This is a genomic window from Vogesella oryzae (genome assembly GCF_902829295.1).
GTDB classification, from domain to species: Bacteria; Pseudomonadota; Gammaproteobacteria; order Burkholderiales; family Chromobacteriaceae; genus Vogesella; species Vogesella oryzae.
In genome coordinates, this window is sequence record NZ_CADEPL010000023.1 from 13,095 (window position 1) to 38,392 (window position 25,298).

Annotated in this window: 20 protein-coding genes; 9 read left to right on the top strand and 11 right to left on the bottom strand. The window is 67.4% G+C overall.

The window, feature by feature from the left end; translation table 11 throughout:
• Window positions 1-74: 74 nt before the first annotated feature.
• The 6 genes from HU218_RS10265 to HU218_RS10290 all read right to left on the bottom strand — a co-directional run bounded on the left by HU218_RS10265 (window position 75) and on the right by HU218_RS10290 (window position 6,540).
• Complete coding sequence (locus HU218_RS10265) at window positions 75-1,460, bottom strand: FAD-binding oxidoreductase (RefSeq protein WP_174874856.1); 1,386 nt, start codon at window positions 1,458-1,460, stop codon at window positions 75-77.
• Window positions 1,461-1,573: 113 nt separating this feature from the next.
• Window positions 1,574-2,212 (bottom strand): glutathione S-transferase family protein, encoded by a 639-nt coding sequence (locus HU218_RS10270; RefSeq protein WP_174874857.1) that lies wholly within the window; start codon window positions 2,210-2,212, stop codon window positions 1,574-1,576.
• A gap of 61 nt (window positions 2,213-2,273) precedes the next feature.
• Window positions 2,274-2,909, bottom strand: a complete 636-nt coding sequence (locus HU218_RS10275) for an exopolysaccharide biosynthesis protein (RefSeq protein ID WP_174874858.1) — start codon at window positions 2,907-2,909, stop codon at window positions 2,274-2,276.
• A 91-nt stretch (window positions 2,910-3,000) separates the two neighbouring features.
• Window positions 3,001-4,356, bottom strand: coding sequence for an aldehyde dehydrogenase family protein (locus HU218_RS10280; protein WP_174874859.1), 1,356 nt, complete (start codon window positions 4,354-4,356; stop codon window positions 3,001-3,003).
• 233 nt (window positions 4,357-4,589) lie between these two features.
• A complete protein-coding gene (locus HU218_RS10285; RefSeq protein WP_174874875.1) occupies window positions 4,590-5,771 on the bottom strand; it encodes an NAD(P)H-dependent flavin oxidoreductase in 1,182 nt (393 codons plus the stop codon).
• Window positions 5,772-5,868: 97 nt separating this feature from the next.
• A complete protein-coding gene (locus tag HU218_RS10290; protein WP_174874860.1) occupies window positions 5,869-6,540 on the bottom strand; it encodes a helix-turn-helix transcriptional regulator in 672 nt (223 codons plus the stop codon).
• A gap of 393 nt (window positions 6,541-6,933) precedes the next feature.
• On the opposite strand from HU218_RS10290, the gene HU218_RS10295 reads away from it, so the two are divergent.
• The 3 genes from HU218_RS10295 to HU218_RS10305 all read left to right on the top strand — a co-directional run bounded on the left by HU218_RS10295 (window position 6,934) and on the right by HU218_RS10305 (window position 9,892).
• A complete protein-coding gene (locus tag HU218_RS10295) occupies window positions 6,934-7,902 on the top strand; it encodes a LysR family transcriptional regulator (RefSeq protein WP_174874861.1) in 969 nt (322 codons plus the stop codon).
• A gap of 152 nt (window positions 7,903-8,054) precedes the next feature.
• Window positions 8,055-9,341: an NAD(P)/FAD-dependent oxidoreductase gene (locus HU218_RS10300; RefSeq protein WP_174874862.1), complete on the top strand. Its 1,287-nt coding sequence runs from the start codon at window positions 8,055-8,057 to the stop codon at window positions 9,339-9,341.
• Window positions 9,342-9,619: 278 nt separating this feature from the next.
• Window positions 9,620-9,892 (top strand): DUF3566 domain-containing protein, encoded by a 273-nt coding sequence (locus HU218_RS10305; protein WP_174874863.1) that lies wholly within the window; start codon window positions 9,620-9,622, stop codon window positions 9,890-9,892.
• 77 nt (window positions 9,893-9,969) lie between these two features.
• On the opposite strand, the gene HU218_RS10310 is transcribed toward HU218_RS10305, so the two are convergent.
• Window positions 9,970-10,347 carry a SirB2 family protein gene (locus HU218_RS10310; RefSeq protein ID WP_174874864.1) on the bottom strand — a complete coding sequence of 126 codons (378 nt, stop codon included), beginning with the start codon at window positions 10,345-10,347 and terminating at the stop codon, window positions 9,970-9,972.
• A 104-nt stretch (window positions 10,348-10,451) separates the two neighbouring features.
• Between HU218_RS10310 and recC the strand changes: the two genes are divergently transcribed.
• Both recC and recB read left to right on the top strand, forming a co-directional pair.
• The gene (recC, locus tag HU218_RS10315; protein ID WP_174874865.1) at window positions 10,452-13,631 is read left to right on the top strand and encodes an exodeoxyribonuclease V subunit gamma; all 3,180 of its coding nucleotides are present in this window, start codon (window positions 10,452-10,454) and stop codon (window positions 13,629-13,631) included.
• A gap of 1 nt (window position 13,632) precedes the next feature.
• The gene (gene recB / locus HU218_RS10320; protein WP_174874866.1) at window positions 13,633-17,208 is read left to right on the top strand and encodes an exodeoxyribonuclease V subunit beta; all 3,576 of its coding nucleotides are present in this window, start codon (window positions 13,633-13,635) and stop codon (window positions 17,206-17,208) included.
• A 54-nt stretch (window positions 17,209-17,262) separates the two neighbouring features.
• Here the strand turns inward: recB and HU218_RS10325 are convergent, their stop codons facing one another.
• Window positions 17,263-17,805, bottom strand: coding sequence for a zinc ribbon-containing protein (locus HU218_RS10325; RefSeq protein WP_174874867.1), 543 nt, complete (start codon window positions 17,803-17,805; stop codon window positions 17,263-17,265).
• A gap of 297 nt (window positions 17,806-18,102) precedes the next feature.
• On the opposite strand from HU218_RS10325, the gene HU218_RS10330 reads away from it, so the two are divergent.
• The 4 genes from HU218_RS10330 to HU218_RS10345 all read left to right on the top strand — a co-directional run bounded on the left by HU218_RS10330 (window position 18,103) and on the right by HU218_RS10345 (window position 22,796).
• Window positions 18,103-18,447, top strand: a complete 345-nt coding sequence (locus HU218_RS10330) for a c-type cytochrome (RefSeq protein ID WP_174874868.1) — start codon at window positions 18,103-18,105, stop codon at window positions 18,445-18,447.
• Window positions 18,448-18,625: 178 nt separating this feature from the next.
• On the top strand, window positions 18,626-20,113 hold the full coding sequence (gene pap / locus HU218_RS10335; protein ID WP_174874869.1) for a polyphosphate:AMP phosphotransferase: 1,488 nt from the start codon (window positions 18,626-18,628) through the stop codon (window positions 20,111-20,113).
• A gap of 90 nt (window positions 20,114-20,203) precedes the next feature.
• Window positions 20,204-21,907 carry an exodeoxyribonuclease V subunit alpha gene (gene recD, locus HU218_RS10340; protein WP_174874870.1) on the top strand — a complete coding sequence of 568 codons (1,704 nt, stop codon included), beginning with the start codon at window positions 20,204-20,206 and terminating at the stop codon, window positions 21,905-21,907.
• A gap of 91 nt (window positions 21,908-21,998) precedes the next feature.
• Window positions 21,999-22,796: a gamma-glutamyl-gamma-aminobutyrate hydrolase family protein gene (locus HU218_RS10345; protein ID WP_174874871.1), complete on the top strand. Its 798-nt coding sequence runs from the start codon at window positions 21,999-22,001 to the stop codon at window positions 22,794-22,796.
• Here the strand turns inward: HU218_RS10345 and HU218_RS10350 are convergent, their stop codons facing one another.
• The 3 genes from HU218_RS10350 to pdxR form a co-directional block, all read right to left on the bottom strand.
• Window positions 22,797-23,339, bottom strand: a complete 543-nt coding sequence (locus tag HU218_RS10350) for a DinB family protein (RefSeq protein ID WP_174874872.1) — start codon at window positions 23,337-23,339, stop codon at window positions 22,797-22,799.
• 32 nt (window positions 23,340-23,371) lie between these two features.
• Window positions 23,372-23,872, bottom strand: coding sequence for a 2-thiouracil desulfurase family protein (locus tag HU218_RS10355; RefSeq protein WP_174874873.1), 501 nt, complete (start codon window positions 23,870-23,872; stop codon window positions 23,372-23,374).
• A gap of 10 nt (window positions 23,873-23,882) precedes the next feature.
• Window positions 23,883-25,298 (bottom strand): MocR-like pyridoxine biosynthesis transcription factor PdxR (gene pdxR / locus HU218_RS10360; RefSeq protein ID WP_174874874.1); only part of this gene is annotated, 1,416 nt, incomplete at its 5' end.

Sequence of the window (25,298 nt, forward strand, 5' to 3'; positions counted from 1 at the left end):
CTGATGGCTATAGCTTCAGCGTAGCCGCAAAGTCTGACAAAACAACGTCATTAACAGGGTGGTTTTTACTGCTGTTACAGCCACTTGCCCGGGTTCATGATGCCTTGCGGGTCGATGGCGCGCTTCACGCTGTGCATCAGCGCCAGCGCCGCCGGGTCCTTGTACTGCGCCAGCCAGTGGCCCTTGAGCTGGCCGACGCCGTGTTCAGCGGCCAACGTGCCGCGATGCCGGTACACGTGCTCATAGACGATGGCATTCACCGCGTCCTCGTCATCGAACAGCGCGGCATTGCCGGCCCGGGTGTAGCTGATGTTGTAGTGCAGGTTGCCGTCGCCGGCATGGCCGAAGGCGATGATGCGCACGCCGGGAAACGCCGCCTGCAGCGCGGCATCGCAGTCGGCCAGAAACGCCGGAATGGCCGAGCTGGGCACGCCGATATCGTGCTTGATGCTGGCGCCGTCCTTCTTCTGCGTGTCCGACATGTCCTCGCGCAGCTGCCACAGCCGCTGCCGTTCCGCCTCGCTGTGCGCCAGCACGCCATCGCTGATGCCGGCCGCCTGTGCCAGCCAGTGTTCCAGCGCATCCTGCAGCGTGGCCGGCGCGCCGCTGTCCGACAGCTCCACCAGCAGCGCCCACGGCGCAAAGAACGGCACCTTGCCCGGCTGGTACTTGTCCAGCAGCCGCTGGCAGGCTTCCGACAGCATTTCGAAGGTGGTGAGACGGTCGCCAAAAGCGTCCTGCAGCGCCGTCAGGGTGGCAATCGCCGCCTCGGCGCTGTCCACCGCCAGCATCGCTGTGGCGCGGGCGCTGGGCTGCGGGTAGAGCTTGAGGGTGGCGGCGGTGATCAGCCCCAGCTGGCCTTCGGCGCCGATGAACAGCTGCTTCACGTCCAGGCCGCTGGTGTCCTTGCGCAGGCTGGACAGCGCATCCAGCACCGTGCCGTCCGGCAGCACCACCTCCAGCCCCAGCGCCAGCTCGCGCATGGTGCCGTAGCGCAGCACCGCCAGCCCGCCGGCATTGGTGGCCAGGTTGCCGCCGATCTGACAGCTGCCCTCCGACGCCAGCGACAGCGGGAACAGGCAGCCGGCATCCGCCGCTGCCTGCTGCACCGCGGCCAGCGTCATGCCGGCTTCCACGGTGATGGCGCGCCCGGCGACGTCGACATGGCGCAGCCGGTTCAGCCGCCGCATGGCGATCAGCAGCTGGCGGCCGCTGCCGTCCGGCGTGGCGGCGCCGCAGGTGGAGGTGTTGCCGCCCTGCGGCACGATGGCAATGTTTTCCGCCGCACAAAGTTTGACCAGCGCGGCCACTTCGGCTGTGCTGGCCGGCAGTACCACCGCCAGCGGCCGGCCGTGGTAGCGGCCGCGGTAGTCGGTAACGAAGGGCGCGACATCGTGCTCGCTGGTGAGCAGGTTGGCCGCACCGACAATGGCGGCGAGGCGGGGGAGGAGGTCGGTCATCGCGGGGCTTTCGCGGGCAGAGGGTTATGCGGCGGCATCATCCGCCGCTTGCGGCCCGGCTTCAACTGTCGCGTCGCCGCCGCGGCATGCAGATGCGCGGCGACTCGGTCATGTTATTCGGCGGGGTCCGGTTCGGCGAAATCCGGCGCCATCAGTGCATCCGGATGCTCCCAGCCGGGACGGGCGGCGATGCGTGCCAGCCAGGCGGCGACATGCGGCCAACCTTGTACCTCGATGCCGGCATCGGCCGCCCACCACAGGTAGGCGCTTACCGCCAGGTCGGCCACGGTCAGGCCGCTGGCCAGCAGGTAGTCCTGGCCGGCCAGGTGCTGGTTCAGGGTATCCAGATCGCGCTGGCAGCGCGCTTGCAGCCAGGCCAGCACTTCCGCCGGCTGTGCTTCGAACTTGCGGGCAAAGCGCAGGTTGGGCAGCGACAGGCCGATGCGGTTGGCTTCCCAGCACAGCCATTCGCGGATGGTCTGCTTGTCGCCGGGCTGGCCGGCCAGCACGCCTTCGCTCTCCGCCAGCCACAGCAGGATGGCGTCCGACTGCACCATCGCCACGCCATCCACCACCAGCGCCGGCACCTCGTCCCAGCGGCTGGCAGCGCGGAATTCCGGCGGCCGCTCGGCGCGCGGGGTAGCCAGATCGACATGGCGGTATTCGTGGGAGACATCGCCCAGCACCAGTGCCAGGCGCACCTTGTAGCTGTGACCGGAGAAACGGTTGCCGTACAGGATCAGATTGCTCATGGGAAAGGGTTTTGCAGACGGAAAACGCGATCATACGCGGCTGCCGCCCGCGCCGGAATGGCTACCAGCCCAGTTGCGCCGGCATGGCCAGCAGCCATAGCAGCAACTCGGCCCCCAGCCACCACAGCAGCACGACATAGCCCCACGCCAGCACGGTGGTGACATAGCCGGCCAGCAGCATGCGGCCATCGCGTACCCGCAGGCCCCAGGCCAGTAGCACGGTGGCCAGTGCAGGCACCACGTTGTCGAATGACACCATCGGCACTGGCGTCATCATCGCCAGCCCGGACAGGGCCAGCATCACCCCATTGAAGCGGCGGCTGCGCACATCGGACAGCCGCAGCAGCCGCGGCTGGCTGATCCGGGCCAGTCGGGCAGTGAGAGTGGCCACATGTCTGGCTAGTGGCTCGCTGAGCTTGCCTGGTAGCCGCCGCCGCTGCAGCCAGCAGGGTAGCGGCAGGCAGCGGCCAAGAAAAATGCTGGCGGCCACCAGCACACAGAATGCCGCCACAGTGGTGGCCATACCCGGAATGCTCAGCGGCAGCACCAGCGGCAGTGCCAGTAGCCCCAGCCAGGTGAGCTGCTGCCGCGGGTGACGGCCAATGGCTTCGCCCAGCGTGTGGTGATGCAGGTGGTTTGCCGCAAGGGCGACACGGACCCAGGCGGTACGAGGGGTAGGTGTGTGCGGTGGCAGCATGGCAGTCCGGCAGCAAATGGCAGATTGGCTGCGACCGGCTGCCCGGCATTTGGTTGCATGCGGCCAACTGTGTCGTGTTGGCCGCTGCGAGTTACTTCTGCCAGTAAGTCTTGACGTTGACGAACTCGTACAGCCCGAACTCCGACAGTTCGCGGCCGTAGCCGGAGGCCTTCACCCCGCCGAACGGCAGCCGCAGGTCGGAGCTGGTGTAGCGGTTGATGAACACCGCGCCGGCTTCGATATCACGGCCCAGTTGCCAGGCGCGCTCGGTGTCGGCGCTGAAAATGGTGGCGCCGAGGCCGAACGGGGTGTCGTTGGCGAGGCGGATGGCGTCGGCCTCGTCGCGGGCGCGCAGAATACTGGCTACCGGGCCGAATACTTCCTCGTGGTAGACGCGGCAGGCCGGGGTGACCTCGTCCAGCACCGTGGCCGGGTAGTAGAAGCCGGCGCCGTGCGGCATGACGCCGCCGGACAGCCGCCGCGCGCCGTTGTGTACAGCGTCCAGCACCTGCGCATGCAGCGCCTCGCGCAGGTCGGCACGGGTCAGCGGCGCCAGCGTGGTGACGGCATCGGCCGGGTGGCCCGGCACCAGCGCCCGCACCTGCGCCATGAAGGCGTCGATAAAGGCGTCGGCCACCTCCGGTACCACGATCATGCGCTTGGCGGCGTTACAGCTCTGGCCGGCGTCGCGGAAACGCGAATGCGCCGCTTCCTGCGCGGCGGTCTCCACATCGGCATCGGCCAGCACGATGAAGGGGTTGCTACCGCCCAGTTCCAGCACCGATTTCTTCAGGTGCCGCCCGGCCATGGCGGCGATCTGGCGGCCGGTGCCGGTGGAGCCGGTAAACGCCACCGCATCCACGCCGCGGATGGCGTCGTCCACCGCATCGTGGTTGATCCACGCCACATCCAGCACTTCCAGCCCGGCACCCTGCACGATCTCCAGCAGCAGTGCGGTGCACTGCGGCACCGACGGCGCCGGTTTCACTACGCAGGCATTACCGGCCATCAGCGCCGGTACCGCGAAGCGCAGCACCTGCCACACCGGGTAGTTCCACGGCATGATCGCCAGCACCAGCCCCAGCGGCTCGAACGCCACGCCGCTCTTGCTGGCGCCGGTGGCGATGTCCTGTGGCGCCAGCAGCCGCGGTGCCAGCTCGGCGTAGTAGCGGATCAGCTGTACCGATTTGTCGATTTCCGCCAGGCACTCGCGTAGCAGCTTGCCCACTTCCAGCGAGACCAGCTCCGCCAGTGCGTGGCGCTGTGCCGCCAGCGCATCGGCGACTAGCAGCAGGCGCTCAGCGCGGGCGGCGGTATCCAGCCGCGACCAGCGGTGCTGCGCCTGGCGCAGGCCGGCCAGCAGTGGCGGCAGACAATCGGCATCGAGGGCGGGACGGGTGAAGACCACTTCGCCGGAGGCGGGGTTGCAGCTGGTAAAGGCGTTCATGGCAGCGGGCTGGCAGAGGTAGCAGGGCAATTACAGTCGGGAGACTGTAACAAATGCGGCCAACCCTGACCATGCCGCAGGGTTGGCCGCATCGGGGGCAAGGCAGCTCAGGTGCCGTGCCGAGAGGCTAAAGTCCATTCGCCATGCGAAAGGACTTTAGTTCTATAAACAGCAAGGCTGCCGATTCAATCGCTTAGCTGGAGCGGCCCGGCTCTGCCGGGTCCGGTTAGCTGTCAACGAAGTACTTTGTCGGCAGCCTCCAGCGGTTTTTCGCCGCAGAGGAAGTAGTGGATGGTTTCCTGCACGCTCTTGATGGCGTCGCCGAAGGGCAGTGGCTCGCTGCCGCGGAAGAACAGCCCCTTGCTGATTTCGCCGCGGAAGGCAGCGGCCAGCTTGAGATCGATGCAGAACTGGCCGACCTTGGCCAGACCGTCGCGCAGGCCGCACACCGACAGGCAGTTCAGCGCCTGGGTGCAACGTGCCGGGTCGGCTTTGGCATTGGCCTGCAGCTTGTCCTCGCGCTTGAGGTAGCTTTTCAGGAACGGCGTCAGGATGCCGCGCGCCGGCAGGCCGGCCACCGACATGAATTCCACGATGTCTTCCGGCTTGGCGCCGGCCAGGGTGCGCTTGAAGTTGATGTGGGCATCGCCTTCCTCGGTTACCGCGAAGGCGGTGCCGATCTGCACGCCGCTGGCGCCGTATTCGCCAAGATAGGTCTGCACTTTCTGGTGGCTGTTGACGCCGCCAGCGACGATCAGCGGAATGCGCTCGCGTGCCAGCCCCAGGCTGTGGAACAGCTCGAAGCTTTCTTCCAGTACACGCTTGAAGTCGAACTTGTCGTCGGCGACGCCGGCGATGTTGGCCGCACCGAGATGGCCGCCGGCATGGTTGGGATGCTCGATCACTATGGCGTCCGGCAGGCGGCCCTTTTTCATCCAGCGCTTGAGCACGATGCCGATGCCGCGCGACTCGGACAGGATCGGGATCAGCGCCACCTCCGGGTGCTCGGCGGTCATCTCCGGCAGGTCCAGCGGCAGCCCGGCGCCCATCACCACGGCGTGTGCGCCGGATTCGCAGGCCTGGCGCACCAGCGCGGCGTGGTCATCCACCGCTTTCATCACGTTCACTGCCACCAGGCCATGGCCATCGGCGGTTTCCAGCGCGGCGCGTACTTCGCGGTCCAGCGCGATGCGGTTGAGGCGGTTGATGGCGTCCTGGCCCTGCTGGTTGGCCGCATCGGCCAGCAGGGCGTCATGCAGGTGGCGCAGATCGACGCTGGCTATGGTGCCGACGCCGCCCTGGCGCGCAACGGCACCGGCCAGGCGTTTGGCGGAAATGCCGACGCCCATGCCGCCCTGTACGATGGGGAGCAACTGGCGGCCACGGATGGACAGCGGGGAAAACGGGTGGGAGATCGACATGCCGGTTCCAGCGTAAAAAACAAAGGCTGGATTGTCGGCAGTGCGGCGGCGGCCGGCGTTGACCAGTATCAAGCCGGCCGGCGGTGGCGCCTTATGCCGCCAGGCCTTTCTGCAGGCCCAGTACGATGGCATGGATGCGGTTGTTGGCGTCCAGCTTGCGGATGATGTTGGCGGCGTGGAATTTCACCGTGCGCTCGCTGATATCGAGGATGGTGGCGATTTCCCAGTTGGTCTTGCCGTGCATCATCCAGTAGAAAATGTCGCGTTCGCGGTGCGACAGCGGATTGTCGCCGTTGCCGCTCGGGGTAATGCGCTGCAGGGTGCGGTGCAGGTGCGGCAGCAGGCTGCCCAGCATGCGCAGCTCGGCGGCAGGCAGGGTGTGGTCGACTTGCAGCAGGGTCAGATGGCCGTCGCAGTGTAGCGCCAGCGTGCAGACCGGGGAGCCGGCCTCGGCGGCAAAGAACTGCACTTCGGGCCCCAGGTCCAGACCGCAGCAGGCCGGAGTGCCGCTCAGCGCCAGTGCCACCACGCCGGCACAGAGGCGGCGCGGGCTGCCCAGCCAGCCCTGGCTGGCGACCGGGCCATGATGAATTTGCAGGGTGCTGGCGCCACTTTCCTCGGCCAGCAGGTCCAGGTGGCGCTGCAGTTGCTGCTCGTTTGCCAGCTGCGGCAGTTGCTGGATCCAGTGCAGCAGGGTGGATAACTGGGTGTGTGTCAGACCGCTGGAGACTGTGCCACAGGCAAAGGGGATCCCTTTTGTCACCGTGTTCTCCTCTGTATGGTTGTTGTGAGCGGCTATCTTAGCGAAGCACGGCGGGCGGCCCAACCGGATTTCGTCTTGCTATGATTTTTACTCATGCCAGCCATCGCCTGCACTACGGGCTCAACGCAAAACCGGCCTGCCAGCGGCCCACAGTTGTTGCAAATCGGCATCACTTTGCAAACTGGCCGGAAGGTCGGGTAGACGGCTTGTTAAGCCTTTGATGCATTTAATCAGTTTGCATCTATCAATTAATCCATAAATATCTTTAAGCAAAAACTTTTTTCACTTATATTTGACAGAGACTCTGTAAGCCGCCATTGGCTTTGCACGCATTGTGTTTTCAAATGACCCGGATCCGCTGCGCCGGCAGCGGGTCTTTTGCGAGATCAACCCATGGATACTTTAAAAGCACTGATGGTCTTCATGACCACGGCCGAGAACGGCAGCTTTTCCGATGCTGCCCGCAAACTGGGGGTCTCGCCCGCCGCCGTCAGCCAGAGCATTGCCCGCCTCGAGCAGGAGCTGGAAGTGCGGCTGTTCAACCGTACTACCCGCCAGCTGACGCTGACCGAAGACGGCCGCCGCTTCTACGCCCAGTGCCGCGGTCCGGTGAACAATCTCGATTCTGCCATCCAGCAGTTGAAGGCCAGCCGTGACGAACCGGCCGGCCACCTGCGCATCAGCCTGCCCAATGCCTTTGGCCGCCGTTTCATCCTGCCGCTGATGGAAGAGTTCTGCAGCCGTTACCCGAAGATCCGCGTGTTTTTCGGCATGGACGATCACTTTAGCGACCTGATCGAGGATGGCTATGATGTCGGCGTGCGGGTGGGCATGATGCCGGATAGCCGCATGGTGGCACGCCACCTGGCGCATATTCCGCAATACGTGGTGGCCGCACCGCGCTACTGGGAAGAACACGGCCGGCCGAGCACGCCGGAAGAGCTGTCGGCGCACGACTGCATCAACTTCCAGTTCCCGACTTCAGGCCGGCTGTACAAGTGGGAGTTCGAGCGCAACGGCGAGCGCATTCCGCTGGAAGTTTCCGGCACCTATACCGTCAACGACGTGGACGCGGTGCTGGAGCTGGCGCGGCTGGGGCAGGGCGTGGCGCAGCTGCCGGGGCACGAAGTGCTGGCCGATGTGCGTGCCGGCCGGCTGGAGGCGGTGCTGACCGACTTTGTGTCGATGGAGCGCTCGATCTATATCTGCTTCCCGCACCGCGACCACATCGCGCCGCGCACCCGCGTGTTTGTCGATTTCGTGGTGGAGAAGCTGCTGGATCACCCGGACATCGTCGCCGATCTGCCGGGCATCGACCTCTCTGCCAAGCGCGCGGCACTCAGCGAGCAGCAAGGCCTGTAAGCCGAAACCAACACCTCCAGCCCGGCATGCCGGGCTTTTTTTACGCCCACTATGTTTAACATATTAGACGTGTGCTATCGTTTGAAGCATAATGCGTTAACAAAAGCGCGATGCTGCGCTGCAATGTTTAAGAAATAATACGAGGAGCTGTCATGAGCCAGACTGTCGAACACACCGGGTCCTACTACGCCTATTCGGCCAATCCGTCGCCGCAGCGCCCGGCACTGCGCGGCAGTCTGCGTGCCGATGTCTGCGTGATCGGTGCCGGCTACACCGGCATCTCCACCGCGCTGCATCTGGCCGAAGCCGGCTTCAAGGTGGTGGTGCTGGAAGCCGCCCGCGTCGGTTGGGGCGCCTCCGGCCGTAACGGCGGCCAGATCGTCAACAGCTACAGCCGCGATATCGACGTGATCGAGGCACGCCACGGCGCCGATGCCGCCCGCAAACTGGGGGCGATGGCGTTCGAAGGCGGCAAGATCATCCGCGAGCGCATCGCCAAGTACGACATCCAGTGCGATCTGAAAGACGGCAACGTATTCGCCGCCTTCACCCAGAAACAGCTGGACGAGCTGATTGCCAAAAAAGCGCTGTGGGAACGCTACGGCCACACCGGTCTCAAGCTGGTGGACAAGGCCGGCATGAAGGACATCGTCTCCAGCGACCAGTACGTCGGCGCGCTGCTGGATACCTGGGGCGGCCATATCCATCCGCTGAACCTGGCGCTGGGCGAAGCCGCGGCGTTCGAGTCGCTGGGTGGCCAGATTTTTGAACAGTCGGCGGTGGTGGAAGTGCTGAAAGGCCAGCCGGCCACGGTGAAGACTGCGCAGGGTGAAGTAGTGGCCGATACCGTGGTGGTCGCCGGCAATGCCTACCTGGGCAACCTGATCCCGCAACTGGCGGAAAAAACCCTGCCGTGCGGCACCCAGGTGGTGACCACCGAGCGGCTGGATCCGGCGCTGGCCAAGAGCCTGCTGCCGGGCGACAACTGCGTCGAAGACTGCAACTTCCTGCTGGATTACTACCGCCTCACCGGCGACAACCGCCTGCTGTACGGCGGCGGCACCGTGTACGGCGCGCGCGACCCGGGCGAAATCGAGCGCCTGATCCGTCCGAAGATGCTGAAAACCTTCCCGCAGCTGGAGAATGTCAAGATCGAGTTCGGCTGGACCGGCAACTTCTCGCTGACCCTGTCGCGCCTGCCGCAGGTTGGCCGCGTCGACAGCAACATCTACTACTCGCAAGGCTGCAGCGGCCACGGTGTCACCTACACCCACCTGGCCGGCCGCATCATTTCCGAGGCGATCCGCGGCCAGCGCGAGCGTTTCGATGCCTTTGCCAGCCTGCCGCACTACCCGTTCCCGGGTGGCCGTCTGTTCCGCGTGCCGATGCTGACCATGGGCGCGTGGTGGTATGAAATGCGCGACCGTCTGGGCGTGTAAAGCATTGCCGCGCCAGTCACGGCTGGCGCGCTACCGAAAGCAAGATGGCAGCACCGGGGGGCGCTGCCGACTTGTGAGTTTGACCTGCTATTGTCCACTTGGGGCCGGTTCACTGCGAACCGGCCGCTTTTTTTTTGGGGGGGAACTGCGGGCGGAGATATCCTCTATGCGCACATTGCAATGACAAATGGAAGTTTGGGTGCTATTGTCTTGGCCGCCCTAGAGCTGGGCTAATACCAATGTGAGAGGTCCTTTGCGGACTTGTGGAGAAGCCTAATATGAAAAAACGATTGAGCGCGATTGCACCGTTGCAATCAGCCAAAACCCTGGCCGTGCTGTATTTCCTGATTTCCCTGCCGATGCTGCTGATTATGGTGCCACTGATGTTGCTGGTGCCGGGCGAGCATCAGCCGGTGGGCATCATGGTCGTGATGATACCGCTGCTGTATGCCGTGCTCGGGTTCATTGGCACCCTGATAGCCGCCTGGCTCTACAACTTCGCTGCCAAATGGACCGGCGGCATCGAAGTCACCGTATCTGAACGGAATTAAGTCGCAAGTTGTAGCTGGAAAACATGTTGGCCGCATGCCCACTGGGTGTGCGGCCAACATGTTTATGGACGGCCGCCTCAGAACGGCCACACCAGCTTGGTCTTGGCCACCGCGATGATGTAGAGCGGCATCGCCAGCGCCAGCAGCAGCACCGGGCCGCGCAGCGGCGAGCCCTGCAGCCGCTTCAGCCCCAGCGTGCCCAGCCCGATGTAGGCGATCAGCGCCACGATCTTGGCGGCCAGCCACGGCTGGTTGAGTGGCGAGAAGCCGGCCCACAGCGCCAGGGTGATGGCGGCGGCCAGCAGACCAGTGTCCACCACGTGCGGGCCGATGCGTAGCGCCTTGCTCTGCAGCAGCGCCGGTTGCAGGTACGACAACGCCGCGCGCAGCGCGAACAGCGTCACCGACAGATACGCCAGCCCGGCGTGCGCGTGTTTCAGTGTCTGGTAATCCATGAGGTTTCCGGTAGTTGGCAGGGGCGATGGCAGATGATAACGGCTTGGAGCCCGGCGGCGGAATGCTAAACTGGCCTGTCTGATGACTACGCCATCATCGCGCCATGCCGCTTAACCTGTACCAATCCAACCGCCTGGAAGCCCTGGGCATCCTCTACCACCACCTGACAGACACGCCGCTGGCCGATCCGTTCGCGCCGGAAGTGGTGATGGTGCAAAGCCGCGGCATGGGACGCTGGCTCACGCTGCAGCTGGCGCGCGCGCGCGGGCTGGCGGCCAACATGGAGTTCGTGCTGCCGGCCGGCTTTGGCTGGCGGCTGATGAAAACCGTGCTGCCGGAGCTGCCGCCAAAGTCCGCCTTCGCGCCGGAGGTACTGACCTGGCGGCTGATGGCCGTGCTGCCGACACTGGATGGCGAGCCGTTCACCCCGCTGACGCGCTACCTGCAGGGCGGCGCGCTGGCCTGTCACGAGCTGGCCGGCAAGATTGCCGACATCTATGACCAGTACCTGGTGTTCCGCCCGGAATGGATTCGCGCCTGGCAGGCCGGGCAGCGGCTGAACCTTGGCGAAGATGAAGCCTGGCAGGCTGCGCTGTGGCAGCGGCTGGCCGACAGTGTGCCGGGTCGCCACCGTGTGGCGATGCTGGACGACTTCTTTGCCGCGCTGCGCCGCGAGCACCTGCCGCAGCGGGTGTCGGTGTTCGGCATCGCCACCCTGGCGCCGATGTACCTGGCGCTGCTCAAGCGCATGGCCGAGCTCACCGAGGTCAACGTGTTCCTGCTGGGCCCCAGCGAAGCCTACTGGGGCGACATCGTCGATGCCCGCGGCCAACTCAAGCTGTTCGCCCACGGCGAGCAGGCCGACAGCGGCCATCCGCTATTGGCCTCGCTCGGCCAGCAGGGGCGCGACTTCTTCGACGAGATCGCCGCCGGAATCGACGAGCCGACCTCCTACTTCATGGCGCCGCAGGGCGATGCGCTGCTGCCGCGGCTACAGCGCGACATCCTGACGCTCAGCCAGCCGGCGGCCAACGCGCAGCCGCTGGCCGCGGACGACCGCTCCATCGTCTGCCACATCGCGCACAGCCCGATGCGCGAACTGGAAGTGCTCAAGGACCAGCTGCTGGGGCTGCTGGCCGCCGACGCCACGCTGACCCCGGCCGACATCGCGGTGCTGACGCCGGACATCAACAGCTACGCGCCGTACATCGACGCGGTGTTCGGCTACCGCGCCGATGCGCCGTCGATTCCCTACAGCATTGCCGACCGCCGCATCGCACGCGAGGTACCGCTGCTGGCCACCTTCGGCGCCGTGCTGGAGCTGGCGGACTCGCGCTTTGTCGCAGCGGATGTGCTGGCACTCTTGGATTGCCAGCCGCTGCTGGCGCGCTTCGGCCTGCAGGATGAAGACGTCACCCTGCTCACCGACTGGGTGCGCAATGCCGGCATCCGCTGGGGGCGCGATGCCGGGCACAAGGCCGAGCTGGGGCTGCCGGCCGAAGCCACCCATACCTGGCGCTGGGGGCTGGATCGCCTGCTGCTGGGCAGCGTGCTGCCGGCCAGCCTGGCCGGCGATGGCATGCCGCTGTTCGGTGGCCTGCTGCCGGACAGCGCCGCCCAGGGCCAGATGGCGAGCAAGCTCGCCAGCCTCGCCGCGCTGTTTGAGCAGCTGGATGCATTGGCGCGACTGTGGGCGCAGCCGGCGTCCATCGCCGACTGGGCCGAGCGGCTGCGTACCGCCGCCGCGCAATTGTTCCTGGTGGATGAAGACGGCGAGGCGGCGCTGCAGCTATTGCACCAGATCGCCGACGAGTTGGCCGCCGACGCCGCGCTGGCCGGTTTCGACGGCACTGTGCCGCTGCCGGTGGTGCGCGACGCGGTGCTGCGGCAGCTGGAAATGTCGTCCAGCGGCGGCTTTCTTACCGGCGGGCTGACCTTCTGCGCCATGGTGCCGATGCGCTCCATCCCGTTCCGCGTGCTGTGCCTGGTGGGCATGAACGACGGCGCCTACCCGCGCGACGAGCGCCCGGTCAGCTTCGACCTGGTGGCACGGCACCCGAAAAAGGGCGACCGCTCGCGCCGCTTCGACGACCGCTACCTGTTCCTGGAAGCCATCCTCTCCGCCCGCGACACGCTGTACCTGAGCTGGGTTGGCCGCAGCGTGCGCAGCGACGAACCATTGCCGCCATCGCCCTTGGTGGCCGAGCTGCTGGATACGCTGGCGGCGATGAGCGGCGGCGACATCAGCGCCGCCATCACCACCCGTCACCCGCTGCAGCCGTTCTCGCGCCGCTACTACGACGGCAGCCTGGCCAGCCACGAGCCGCTGTGGGCGGCCGCACTGGCGCAGCCGCCGGCCACGCCGCAGCCGTTTGCCAGGCCGTTGGCACGGCCGGAGCCGCTGCTGCTGCCGCTCGCCGACTTCCTGCGTTTCTGGCAGAACCCGGTGCGCGCCTGGCTGGCCGACGGCCTGGGGCTGAAGCTGGAACGGCTGGCCGACGAATTGCCCGGCCGCGAACCGTTTGCCATCGACCGCGACAGCCGCAGCCAGATCCGCGACACCCTGGTACACAGCATGCTGGCCGGCAAGCCGCTGCGCATCGCCGAAGCGCGGCTGCAGGGCCAGGGCCTGTTGCCGGATGCAGCGCTGGGCGAGGCTTGCCTCACCCAGGAACGCGCCGCCAGTGCCCGCTTTGCCAGCCGCCTGCCGCAGAGCCTGCTGGCCGACGTGCTGCCACCGCAACCGCTGCGGCTGGATATCGGCGGCGTGACACTGGTGGGCGAGCTGGCCGGCCTGCGCCCGGAAGGCCTGCTGCGGGTGGTGCCGCGCAAGGCCTACGCCAACGAATACATCCGGCTGTGGCTGGAGCACCTGCTGCGGCTGGCGGCGGGGCTGCCGCACATCGCGCCGGAGAGTCAGCTGTTCGCCGATGACGGCGTGCACCGCTTCGGCCCCTGCGACAAGGATGGCCAGCCGCTGCCGGCGGCCGAGTTGCTGGCCGCCTGGGTGGCGCGCTACCTGCAGGGCCGGCAACTGCCGCTGCCGTTCTTCGCCCGCACCTCGCTGGCCTATGCCAGGGCCGAGTCCGGCAGCGAGCTGAGCGCGGCACAGAACGAATGGGCGCCGGAATTCACCGGCCACGGCCGCAGCCCGCAACGCGAGGAAGCGGCCAACCTGCTGGTGTTCCGCCATCAGGACCCGCTGTCCGACCCGCTGTTCGCGCAGCTGGCAGAAACTTTGCTGCGACCGCTGGTCGCCGCCCTCGATAGCCGTAAAGACTGATATGCACCCCCTCGACGCCCTCAATTGCCCGCTATCGGGCGTGAACCTGATCGAAGCCTCGGCCGGTACCGGCAAGACCTGGACCATCGCCGCGCTGTATACCCGCTTGCTGCTGGAAGATGGCCCGGACGGCGCGCCGCCGCCGTCGCTGGATAAGCTGTTGGTGGTCACCTACACCAAGGCCGCCACCGCCGAGCTGCGCGAACGGCTGCGGCGGCGGCTGGTGGAGCTGGCGCAGGTGCTGGATGGCGGCCACAGCGATGACGGCTTTCTGCGCGCGCTGGCCGACCGGTTGGCCGCCGGCGATCTGGCGCTGACGCGCGAGCGGCTGCGTGCCGCCATCAACGGTTTCGACGCCGCCGCCATCTACACCATCCACGGCTTCTGCCAGCGGGTGCTGACCGATGCGGCGTTCGACAGCGGCCAGACTTTTACCGCCACGCTGGAGGCCGATAACCAGGCCGACCTGCAACAGCTGGCGGACGATTTCTGGCGCCAGCACATCGTGGCGCAGCCGCAGCTGGCGCAGGTACTGGCCGAGAACGGCGATACGCCGGAAGGCTGGCTGGCCGAGGTGCGCGCCTATCTGTCCAAGCCCTATCTGCGCATGCCGCAACTGGACAGCGCCGAGCTGCTGGCGTTGCGCGCTGCCGCCGCCGCGGCCTGGGCGCCGCTGCAGGCAGATAGCGCAGCGCTGGCCGATGGCTGCGCGCTGCTGCTGGCTGCCCGCGGCTTGAGCCAGAGCAGTTACAAGCCGGCGCAGTGCGAGCGCTATGTGCGGCTGCTGCAATTGCTGGCCGCCGATGCCAGCCTGCCGCTGCTGTCGTCGGCGCAGGCCAGGGATCTGGCCAAACTGGGACAGGCGGCGCTCGACAAGGCGTTGACCAAGGAGGCCGCCAAGTCCGGGCTGGCCGCGCCGCAGCACCCGCTGTTTGCGCGGATGGATGTCTGGCTGGCGGCGTGGGACAACTACGCCGCCGCGCTGGCGCGCAATATCGCCGGCCTCAAGCTGCAGCTGATCCAGTGGATAGACCGCCATGCGGTGGCGCAGCGCCGCGTCAGCCGCAGCCGCGGTTTTGACGACCTGCTCACCGATCTGGCGGCGGCGCTGGACGATGCCGAACACGGCGACAGGTTGGCCGCACGCATCGCCGCCGATTTTTCCATCGCGCTGATCGACGAATTCCAGGATACCGACCCGCTGCAGTACCGCATCTTCCGCCGCGCCTTCGTGCAGCAGCAGCGGCCGGTGTTCATGGTTGGCGACCCCAAGCAGGCGATCTACAGCTTTCGCGGCGCCGACATTTTTGCCTACCTCAGCGCGCGCGACGATGCGCCGGCCGGCAAGCAGTACACGCTGGACACCAACCGCCGCTCGCAGCCGCCGCTGGTGGACGCGGTGAACCGGCTGTTCGCGCGGCCGCAACCGTTTCTGCTGGCCGGCATCGGCTACCACCCGGTGGCAGCGGCGCCGGCCGGCGGCAGCACGCTACAGGTGGAGGATGACGACGCCGCCTTCAATGTGCTGACCTTCCCCGCCAGCAGCAACGCCAAGGGCGTGAGCAAGGGCGAGGCCACGCCGTATGCCGCCGAGGCCACCGCGCACGAGATCGCGCGGCTGCTGACGCTGGCGCGTGCCGGCAAGGCGCGGCTGGAGAAGGCTGGCCGCGCACGACAGCTGGCCGGCGGCGACATCGCGGTATTGGTCGCCACCCACCGGCAGGGCGACGCAGTGCGCGAGGCGCTGGCCGCCCGCGGCGTGCAGGCGGTGGCGCTGACGCAGGAAAGCGTGTTCGCCAGCGCCGAGGCCGGCGAACTGCTGGCGCTGCTGCGCGCCTGGGCCGAGCCGGCATCGGAAGGGCGCCTCAAGGTACTGTGTGCCACCACGCTGCTGGGGCTGGATGCCGCCGCGTTGCAGCAGGAGACCGAGGACGAGGCCCGCTGGGAGGCACGCCTTGCGGCCAATCTGCAGGATCACAAGCAATGGCAGCAGCGCGGCTTCATGTCTGCCTGGCGCGGCTTCATGGCGCGCGAGCAGGTAGCGGCACGGCTGCTGCCGCTGCCGGACGGCGAGCGGCGGCTGACCAACCTCGGCCATCTGGCCGAGCTGTTGCAGCAGCAAAGCGAGCGCGTGGCCGGCATCGCGCCGCTGCTGGCGTGGTTCGAGGGCGAGGTCGCCAGCCCGCCGGCCGGCGAGGAGGCGCTGCTGCGGCTGGAAAGCGATGCCGAGCTGGTGAAGATTGTCACCATCCATACCTCGAAAGGCTTGCAGTACCCGCTGGTGTTCTGCCCCTTCCTGTGGGACGGCGCGCTGGAGCGCAGCGACACTACCTTCTGGCGCTACCGTGATGGCGACGCCTCGTGGCTGGCGCCGCAGGCACTGGTGAGCGACGAGGCCAAAGCGACGGCACGCGCCGAAATCCTGGCCGAGAAACTGCGCCTGCTGTATGTGGCGCTGACCCGCGCCGAGCACCGCCAGTACGTGGTGTGGGGCCATGTGCAGAAGATGCAGACCGCGGCGCTGTCGTGGCTGCTGCATGGCCGCGATGCGGCCAACCTGGCCGAACTGGAAGGCTGCGAATTGTCCGATGGCATCATCGGCAGCGATCTGCAGCGCTTCGCGTACGGCCTTGCCGGCGCGGTGGTGACGCGGCCGGTGGCGCTGGGGCTTAACGCGCTGCCGGGGCGGCAGGACGACGGTTTCCAGCCGCAGCTGGCGCAGGTCAGCCGGCCGCTGTACACGCCGTGGCGGGTCAGCAGTTTTACCCATCTGACCAGCCACCTGCACGGCAGCACGCCATCACCGGCGCGGAGCGAGGCGCCGGATCACGACCACGGCCCGCTGCAGGAGCCGGATGCCGACTTTGCCCGCGACCGCTTCAGCTTTCCGCGCGGCGCCCGGGCCGGTACCTGCCTGCACGACATGTTCGAGCGCGTCGATTTCACCCAGCCGCAAGGTTGGCCGCAAGCGGTGGCCGAGGCGCTGAACAAGCACGGCTTCGACCCGCTGTGGCAGGACGCGGCACTGGCGATGCTGGCAAGCAGCATCCATGCCGAGATCGCCCCCGGGGTGCGGCTGGCCGACATCACCCCGGCCAGGCGGCGGGTGGAGATGGAGTTCACCCTGCCGGCCGACGGCCTCAGCCTGCCGGCGCTCAAGCGCATCCTGACCGACCCGGCGGGCGGTCTGGCCGAGCCGCTGCGCGCCGCCGCCGCCACGCTCAGCTTCGAGCGGGTGCAGGGCTACCTGAAAGGCTTCATCGACCTGGCCTTCATTGCCGACGATGCACTGTGGCTGGTGGATTACAAGTCCAACCACCTAGGCGATGGCTACGCGGCGTACGGGCACGATGCACTGGCCGCCTCCATCGCCCGCGAGCACTACTACCTGCAATACCTGATCTACAGCGTGGCGTTGCGCCGCTACCTGGCGCAACGCGCGCCGCAGCTGCGGCTGGGCGGCGTGCGCTACCTCTACCTGCGCGGGGTGGACGGTACGGGCAATGGTGTGTGGTGCGATTCACCGTCGGATGTGCTGCTGGATGCGCTGGATGGCTTGTTTACGGTGCAGGCGTAGCGGGTTGAAGACACTGTTGGCCGCAGCACGGGCGCTGGCGGCCAACGCTGCGCTTCAATAGCCCTTGCGGTAATGGGTGCCGTGGCAGGACGGGCAGGGCGGGATCATGCTGGTGGACGTCAGGTGGACTTTCTGGCCGCAGTTTTTGCAGGTCAGGGTGCCGGCGGTGGTGATCTCGCCGGTGCGGTATTCCAGCATTTCTTCTGCCTTTTCCGATAGCGAGCTCATGGCGCTGCCGGTGACGTGAAACAGCTTGGCCAGCGATGACAGCATGCCGGCGCCCAGACGGGCGGGGTGCAGATGCTCCATGGTGCTTTCGCCCAGTTGCTGGAAGTCGCGCAGCGTCTGTTCCATATCGCGGCGCAGGTAGTGCTTGAACTGCTCGCCTTGCTCGCTGCTGAATTCGCCTGCCCTGGCCAGCTGCTCGCGGGCCAGCTCCATCGATTTTTCCCAGGCTTCGCTGCTGCGTTCCTGGCCCTTCTCGAACAGCTCGCGCGACATGGCGACGAAGCGGTCATAGCTGGCCGAGTGCTGGTCGTGTTCCGGTGGCGGGTCGGTGGACGGTTGCTGCGGGTCGTGGTGGCCGGATTTGTTCATGGTTGTCTCCTTGGCTTGGCCGCATGGGGCAGCTGCGCGCGAAAGGACAAGCCCGGTTTGTGTCGCTGCCGGCGCCAGACACGGCGTGCCGTGCCGGCGACTGCCGCTGCTGTTCCAGTATAGGCCACCGCGACCGGCCGGCCGGTCCTGTCCGGGATGGCTATGTTGCTGAATGGCAATGGATTTCTGGCCGGGGATAGTGGCCGGTAGCATCGGCCGGCGGGCAGGGGCGGCAACGTGGCGCGCGTTGTTGACTATAGTGGGCAGAACCATTCACCACGCAGGAGACAACAAAAGATGAAACTGGTGATCGTTATGCTCGGATTGTGCTGTTACAGCGCGCTGGCCAGCGCCGGGGACAACAGCAAGGGCAAGGAGTTGTTCCAGACCAACTGTGCGGCGTGCCACGGCGAGCACGGCGAGGGCAAGCACGGCGTCGCGCCGCGGCTGGCCGGCGATGCCAGCCGCTGGTCGCTCAAGCTGTTCGAGCGCGCGGTGCTGAGCGGGGTCGATGACAACGGCCGCAAGCTCAAGCTGATGATGCCGCACTGGCAGAACGGCAGCTTCAAGGGCGATAACGGCAATGCGCCGAGCAAGGAAGAAATCGCCGCCATCCACCAGTATCTCAAGCATCCGCGTTAAGCCCCCGGTGCCGCTGCTGCCAGCGGTGCCCCATGCTGCTGCCGGACAGCGCGCTTGCCTGCTGCGCTTGCCCGGCATCAACACCCGCCTGCCGTTCTGCCGCCACAATCGCTCCCGTTCTACAATATTGTGATTGCGCGCCGCCGTGCCGCGGCCAACCTTTTACCGGAAGCCTGTCATGTTCGAATCCGCCGAAATCAGCCATGCCATCGACAAGAGTACCTACAAGGCCGAGGAGGCCACGCTGCGCGAGGCGCTGCTGGATGCCCAGTACGAGCTGATGCAGCGCGCCGACTGCCCGGTGCTGATCCTGATTCACGGCATGGACGGCGCCGGCCGGGGCGAGACACTGAACCAGATCAACGAGTGGCTGGACCCGCGGCTGATCCACACCGCCGCCTTCGACAAGCCCAATGACGACGCCCGCGAACGGCCGTGGATGTGGCGCTACTGGCGCGAGCTGCCGCAGAAGGGCCGCATCGGCATGTTCTTCGGCAGCTACTACTCCGACGCCATGTTCCAGCGCGTGGAAGGCGGCAGCCGTGACGCGCTGGACCGCAAGCTGTTCGAGATACTGCGCCTGGAGCGCATGCTGGCCAACGATGGCGTGCTGGTGCTCAAGTTCTGGCTGCACCTGACGCGCGAGGCGCAGAAAAAGCGCTTCAAGGCGCTGGAGAAAGACCCGGCTACCGCCTGGCGGGTCAGCGAGGCGGACTGGCAGCACCTGGAGCAGTACGACAAGATCAAGAAGGCGGCAGAGCACATCATGCGGCTGAGCAATACCGCCAACTCGCCGTGGATCGTGCTCAATGGCGAGGACGCCAACTACCGCAGCCTGACCGTTGGCCGCGCGCTGCTGTCGGCGCTGAAGCAGCGCATCAGCATGGATCACAGCTGGCAGGCGCGCTCCGACGTGGCGCCGATCACGCCGTCGGTCGACAACAAGCTGCTGCTGGAATCGCTGGTGCTGGACCAGACGCTGTCCAAGAACGATTACCTGACGCAGCTGGAAGCATTGCAGGGGCGGCTGAACAAGCTCACCCGCCACCCGCGCTTTAACGAGCATTCGCTGGTGCTGGTGTTCGAAGGCAACGATGCCGCCGGCAAGGGCGGCGCCATCCGCCGCATCACCCAGGCGCTGGATGCGCGGCGCTACCGCGTGGTGCCGATTGCCGCCCCCTCCGACGAAGAACGCGCGCAGCCGTGGCTGTGGCGCTTCTGGCGGCGGGTGCCGGGCAAGGGCAAGGTCAGCATTTTCGACCGCTCCTGGTATGGCCGCGTGCTGGTGGAGCGGGTGGAGGGCTTTGCCGCCACCCAGGACTGGATGCGCGCCTACTACGAGATCAACGACTTCGAGCACCAGCTGCACGAGAACGGCGCCATCGTGGTCAAGTTCTGGCTGGCCATCAGCGCCGAAGAACAGCTCAAGCGCTTCAAGGCGCGCGAGGAAACCGGCTTCAAGCGCTTCAAGATCACCGAGGAAGACTGGCGCAACCGCGACAAGTGGGACGACTACAAGCTGGCGGTGTGCGACATGATCGACCGCACCGGCACCAGCGCGGTGCCGTGGACACTGGTGCCGGCCAACAACAAGTACTACGCCCGCATCAAGGTGCTGACCACGCTGTGCGAGGCGCTGGAAGCACGCCTCGGCGACAAGGGCTGAGGCTGCGGCCAACTTGCGGCGCCACACGGCGCCGTGGCCGTGATCTGCCGCTACAATCCTGCTGAACCCGCCACCGACACCGCACCCGGCATGAACACCACCACCGAAAGTTTTCTCCCCGCCCAGCTGGCGGGGCTGTTTGCCCGCCTCGATCCGCAGCACGGCCCGGCGTTGCAGCCGCTATTGCAGCGGCTGGTCAACGCCCAGGCCGCCGGCCACGTGTGCCTGGGCGGGCTGTCCGCCGAGGATTTCGCGCTGCTGCGGCAGACGCCGCTGGCCGGGCGCAGCGGTGACTACACGCCGCTGATCGTCGATGACGCCGGCCGGCTGTACTTTGCCCGCCAGTGGCAGGACGAAACCCGGCTGGCAGAGGCGCTGGCCACGCTGGCACGCGACCCGCAGCCGCTGCCGGCCAGCGCGGCGCAGATCGAGGCGCTGCTGGACGCGCTGTTCGGCGCGGCCACGGCGCCGGACTGGCAACGGTTGGCCGCACGGCTGGCGATGCAGCGGCGCTTCCTGACCATTTCCGGCGGTCCCGGCACCGGCAAGACCACCACCGTGGTGCGCTTGCTGGCGGCGCTGGCCTCGCTGTCGCCGCGGCCGCTGGTGATGGCGATGGCGGCGCCGACCGGCAAGGCGGCGGCGCGGCTGACCGAATCGGTGCGTGCCGCCCGCGACAAGCTGGCGCTGGCGGATGAGGTTCGCGCGCAGCTGCCGGACAAGGCGCAGACCCTGCACCGGCTGATCGGGCTGCTGCCGGGCAGCGCGCGGCCGCGGCAGCATGCGGCCAACCCTTTGCCGCTGGACGTGCTGGTGGTGGACGAGGCCTCGATGGTGGACCTGACGCTGATGGCGCAGACGCTGGCGGCGCTGCCGGCGCATGCGCGGCTGATCTTGCTGGGCGACAAGGACCAGCTGGCGTCGGTGGATGCCGGCGCGGTGCTGGGCGATATCTGCAGCCGCCAGGCCTGGCGCCGCGAGACCGCCGCCACGCTGGCGGCGCAGGGTTTCGATTTGCCGGGCGTGGTGGACGATGACGCGCTGCTGGCCGACAGCGTGGTGGTGCTGGGCAAGAGCCACCGCTTTGGCGAGCACTCCGGTATCGGCCGGCTGGCGCGGGCGGTGAATGCCGCCGACTTGCCGGCGGTGCGCGCGTTGCTGGCGGATGACAGCCTGGCCGATGTCGCCCAGGTCAGCACGCTGCCGGATGGCGCCGGCCTGCTGGCGCAGCGCGAGCGCTACTGGCAGGCGCTGGCCGCCGGCGCGGCGCCGGCCGAGCTGTTTGCCGCCTTTGGCGAATTCATGCTGTTGGCCGCAGAGCGTCATGCCGTCGCCGGCATCAATGCCGCCATCGAAAGCGAGCTGGAGCGGCTGGGGCGCAAGCCGCCGGGCAGCGACTGGTACCCGGGGCGGCCGGTGATGGTGACGCGCAACGATTACAGCATCGGCCTGTTCAACGGCGATATCGGCATCACCGTGCAGCAGGGCGATAGGCTGCGGGTGATGTTTCCGACCCCGGACGGCGACTGGCGCGAGGTGGCGCCGGCACGGCTGCCGGAGCACGACACCGTGTACGCGATGACGGTGCACAAGTCGCAGGGGTCGGAGTTCGGCTGTGTATGGCTGGCGCTGCCGGCCGCCGCCGGCGCCATGCTGACCCGCTCGCTGGTGTATACCGCCATTACCCGCGCGCGGCAGCAGTTTGTGCTGGCGGGCAATCTGGCGGTGCTGCTGGCCGGGGTGGAATTCGCGCCGCCACGGCACAGTGGCCTGGCCGCGCGCCTGTGGGGCTGACTGGCCGAGCGTGCCGCCATCGCCTAGCCTTTAACAGTAAGCCCGTGGCCTGAGTGCGCCATGGGTTGTCCGCCTGCCAGGAGCTGACGCCATGCCCAATTCGCCGCTGAAGATCGGTTTGTCCGCCCGTATCTACCACCCGGAACCCGGTGCCGACGGACTGCGCTCCAAGACGCTGCAGTACCTGGAGCAATCGGTGGCGCACTGGGTGATGTCGCGCAGCGTGATGGTGCTGATGGTGCCCAGCGTGCTGGAAGACGGCGAGATTACCCGCAGCAATATCCGGCTCACCGATTACGCCCGTTACCTCGACGGCCTGGTGCTGCAGGGCGGGGTGGATGTCGACCCGCGCAGTTACGGCGAGGAAGCGCTGCACGACGACTGGCGTGGCGATGCGGTGCGCGACAGCTACGAGATGTCGCTGTTCCGCGCCTTCCTGGAGGCCGGCAAGCCGGTGCTGGGCATCTGCCGCGGCTGCCAGCTGATCAATGTGGCGCTGGGCGGCTCGCTGTACCAGGACATCCCTTCCCAGCTCGGCTCGCAGCATCACCTGCACAGCAATTACGACCAGCATGCCCACGATGTGCAGTTCAGCGACGGCGGCCTGCTGCAGCGCGTGCTGGGCCAGCAGCAGGCGCGCGGCGTGGTGTCCATTCACCATCAGGCCATCAAGCAGCTCGGGCGCGGGCTGCTGGTGGAGGCGCGCTCGGCCGGCGATGGCCTGGTCGAGGCTATCCGCCTCGATGACGAGCGCTTTGTCTGCGGCCTGCAGTGGCACCCGGAATTCCACCCGCCGGGCGCGGCGCACCTGCTGGACTGCACGCCGCTGCTGGACAGCTTTCTCGGCGAGGTGCGCAGCCGCCGCGACCGCACGCTGCTGGCGGTGTGATCAGTCCGCCAGCTGGTCCGGTATCCGCAGCAGCAGGTCGGTGACACCGACATCGACGCCGGCCTGGCTCAGCAGCGTGGTGGCCTGGCCGCGGTGGTGGGTCTGGTGGTTGAAAAAGTGCAGCAGCACGCTGCCGAAGGCGCGCTGCGACGGCACGCCTTTCATGTTGCGGTACGCCAGCAGCATGTCCAGATCGTCTTCCATCATCTCGTCCAGCAGCGCCACGATCACCGCATCCAGCGCCGTGCGGCGGGCGTGCATGGCGGCGAGGTCGGCATCCAGCGGCTGGTCCAGCTGCTGCGGGTTGACGTCGCCGGCCAGCGGCGCCAGCGCGGCAAAGCCGGCCGGATGGGCGGCGAAGCGTTTCAGCCAGATGGTGTCGGTCACCAGCAGGTGGTTGAGCGTGCCTTGCAGCGAGCCGAAAAAGGCGCCGCGCTCGGCGCCCAGCTCGCCGGGCGGCAGGGTGGCGGCGGCGGTATACAGCTTGTCGTTCATCCACTGGTTGTAATCGGCCAGCAGACGCAGGTGGTAGAGCAGGGACATGGGCGTACTCCGGTTGGCCGCAAGCGGCGGGGTCAGTCCGGCAGCGGCAGCAATTGCGCCAGCTGCGTTTCGTTGTAGACCGTGATGCCGTGCGCGCTCAGCAAGGCGGCGGTCACGCCCTGGCCGGCCAGCAACTGGCCGTCGAAGCGGCCGCTGTATACCTGGCGGTTGCCGCAGGACGGGCTGTTGGCTTTCAGCAGTGCCAGCCGGCAGTGCTGTTGTTGTGCCAGTTGCAAGGCCTGCTGCGCGCCGGCGACAAAGGCGGCGCTGACATCCGCGCCGCTGGCTGTGCGCACGCTGGCTTCCTGTTGTAGCACGGCGTGGCCGTCGCCGCCGGACAGTTCGGCCGGCGGCCGCGGGGTGGGCAGACCGCCGGCGACTTCCGGGCAGATCACCAGCAGCCGGAAGTGTGCGGCCAACGTGTCGCGCAGCGTGGCCGGCAGGCCCTTGCTGGCGCCGTCGTAGCGTACCGGTTGCCCCAGCAGGCAGGCGCTGACCAGCAGCGCGGGTTTGTGTTCCGGATCGTGCTTCATCGTCGTGTGCTCATGGTGAGGGGTTCAACACCTGCGCCAGCACCGCCACGCCACGGCGGATCGCCGCTTCGTCGACGCCGGCATAGCCCAGCACGAAGCCGGCCTGCTGTGGCGTGGACAGATAGTGGCGGCCCAGCGGCCGCAGCCACACCTGTTGCTGCGCGGCGGCCGCGGACAGCGCCAGCTCGTTGCTGCCGGCCGGCAGCGTGGCGACCAGGTGCAGTCCGGCCTCACCCGGCGACAGTGCCAGATGCTCGGCGCCGCTGGCAGCCAGCGCGCTACGCAGGCACTGCTGGCGCTGGCGGTACAGCTCGCGCATGCGCCGCACGTGGCGGGCGAACAGGCCGCTGGCGAAGAAATCGGCCAGCGCCGCCTGTACCGGCAATGGACCCTCGCGGGACAGCCGCGCATTGCAGCCGCGAAACGGGTCGATCAGCGCCTCCGGCACCACCAGGTAGCCGACGCGCAGTCCCGGATACATCACCTTGGACATGGTGCCGACGTAGATCACCCGTTCGTCCTGCGCCAGTCCCTGTAGCGCGGGTTGCGGCTGGCTGACGTAACGGAATTCGCTGTCGTAGTCGTCCTCGATAATCCAGGCGCCGTGGCGCTGCGCGCACTCCAGCAGCGCCAGCCGGCGCGGCAGGCTCATTACCACGCCGCTGGGGTACTGGTGCGACGGCGTGGTGTAGATCAGCTTGGGCGGGCGCGGGTCGGTGACCAGTGCCGGGTTCAACCCTTCGTCATCCACCGGCGCCGGCACCAGCGCCAGTCCGGCACCGCGCATGGCGGCGTGGGCGCCGGCATAGCCCGGCTCTTCCACCCATGCCACCTCGCCGGCATCGGCCAGCAATCGTGCGGCCAACTCCAGCGCCTGCTGCGCGCCCTGGGTGACGATGATCTGTTCCGGCCGGCAACGCACGCCGCGCGACAGCTGCAAATAGTCGGCCAGCGCCTCGCGCAGTGCCGGCAGGCCGCCGTCGGCGCGGTAGCCCAGCTCTGGTGCGCTGGCGCGGCGTTGTTGCCGCGACAGCAGTTGCTGCCAGGCATGGTGCGGAAACTGGCGGATTTCCGGCACGCCGGGGGCGAAGGCGCCGAACAGACCCACCGGCAGGCCGCTGCTGGCATACAGCGCCTGACCGCGCGGCGACAGCCCCAAAGGTTGGCCGCGTGCCGGGCCGGGGGCTTCTGCGGCGGGGGCAAACAGCCGGGTGACATAGCTGCCGCTGCCGGCGCGGGTGGCGATATAACCTTCCGCCTGCAGTTGTTCGTAGGCATCCAGCACCGTATTGCGCCCCAGACCCAGGCTGCGCGCCAGATCGCGGCTGGCCGGCAGCCGGCTGTCGCCGGCCAGGCGGCCGCTGCCTATCCATTGCCGCAGCAGGCGGGCCACGCGGGCAGCGGAGGCCCCCTTTCCCGGCCCCTC

Excerpts from the sequence above, each read along its gene's own strand:
- pap (WP_174874869.1), top strand. The coding sequence starts at position 18,626 with ATGTTCGAATCCGCCGAAATCAGCCATGCCATCGACAAGAGTACCTAC.
- recB (WP_174874866.1), top strand. The coding sequence starts at position 13,633 with ATGCACCCCCTCGACGCCCTCAATTGCCCGCTATCGGGCGTGAACCTG.
- recC (WP_174874865.1), top strand. The coding sequence starts at position 10,452 with ATGCCGCTTAACCTGTACCAATCCAACCGCCTGGAAGCCCTGGGCATC.
- HU218_RS10325 (WP_174874867.1), bottom strand. The coding sequence starts at position 17,805 with ATGAACAAATCCGGCCACCACGACCCGCAGCAACCGTCCACCGACCCG.
- recD (WP_174874870.1), top strand. The coding sequence starts at position 20,204 with ATGAACACCACCACCGAAAGTTTTCTCCCCGCCCAGCTGGCGGGGCTG.
- HU218_RS10310 (WP_174874864.1), bottom strand. The coding sequence starts at position 10,347 with ATGGATTACCAGACACTGAAACACGCGCACGCCGGGCTGGCGTATCTG.
- HU218_RS10280 (WP_174874859.1), bottom strand. The coding sequence starts at position 4,356 with ATGAACGCCTTTACCAGCTGCAACCCCGCCTCCGGCGAAGTGGTCTTC.
- HU218_RS10350 (WP_174874872.1), bottom strand. The coding sequence starts at position 23,339 with ATGTCCCTGCTCTACCACCTGCGTCTGCTGGCCGATTACAACCAGTGG.
- HU218_RS10270 (WP_174874857.1), bottom strand. The coding sequence starts at position 2,212 with ATGAGCAATCTGATCCTGTACGGCAACCGTTTCTCCGGTCACAGCTAC.
- HU218_RS10330 (WP_174874868.1), top strand. The coding sequence starts at position 18,103 with ATGAAACTGGTGATCGTTATGCTCGGATTGTGCTGTTACAGCGCGCTG.
- HU218_RS10275 (WP_174874858.1), bottom strand. The coding sequence starts at position 2,909 with ATGCTGCCACCGCACACACCTACCCCTCGTACCGCCTGGGTCCGTGTC.
- HU218_RS10355 (WP_174874873.1), bottom strand. The coding sequence starts at position 23,872 with ATGAAGCACGATCCGGAACACAAACCCGCGCTGCTGGTCAGCGCCTGC.
- HU218_RS10295 (WP_174874861.1), top strand. The coding sequence starts at position 6,934 with ATGGATACTTTAAAAGCACTGATGGTCTTCATGACCACGGCCGAGAAC.
- HU218_RS10265 (WP_174874856.1), bottom strand. The coding sequence starts at position 1,460 with ATGACCGACCTCCTCCCCCGCCTCGCCGCCATTGTCGGTGCGGCCAAC.
- HU218_RS10300 (WP_174874862.1), top strand. The coding sequence starts at position 8,055 with ATGAGCCAGACTGTCGAACACACCGGGTCCTACTACGCCTATTCGGCC.
- HU218_RS10305 (WP_174874863.1), top strand. The coding sequence starts at position 9,620 with ATGAAAAAACGATTGAGCGCGATTGCACCGTTGCAATCAGCCAAAACC.
- HU218_RS10345 (WP_174874871.1), top strand. The coding sequence starts at position 21,999 with ATGCCCAATTCGCCGCTGAAGATCGGTTTGTCCGCCCGTATCTACCAC.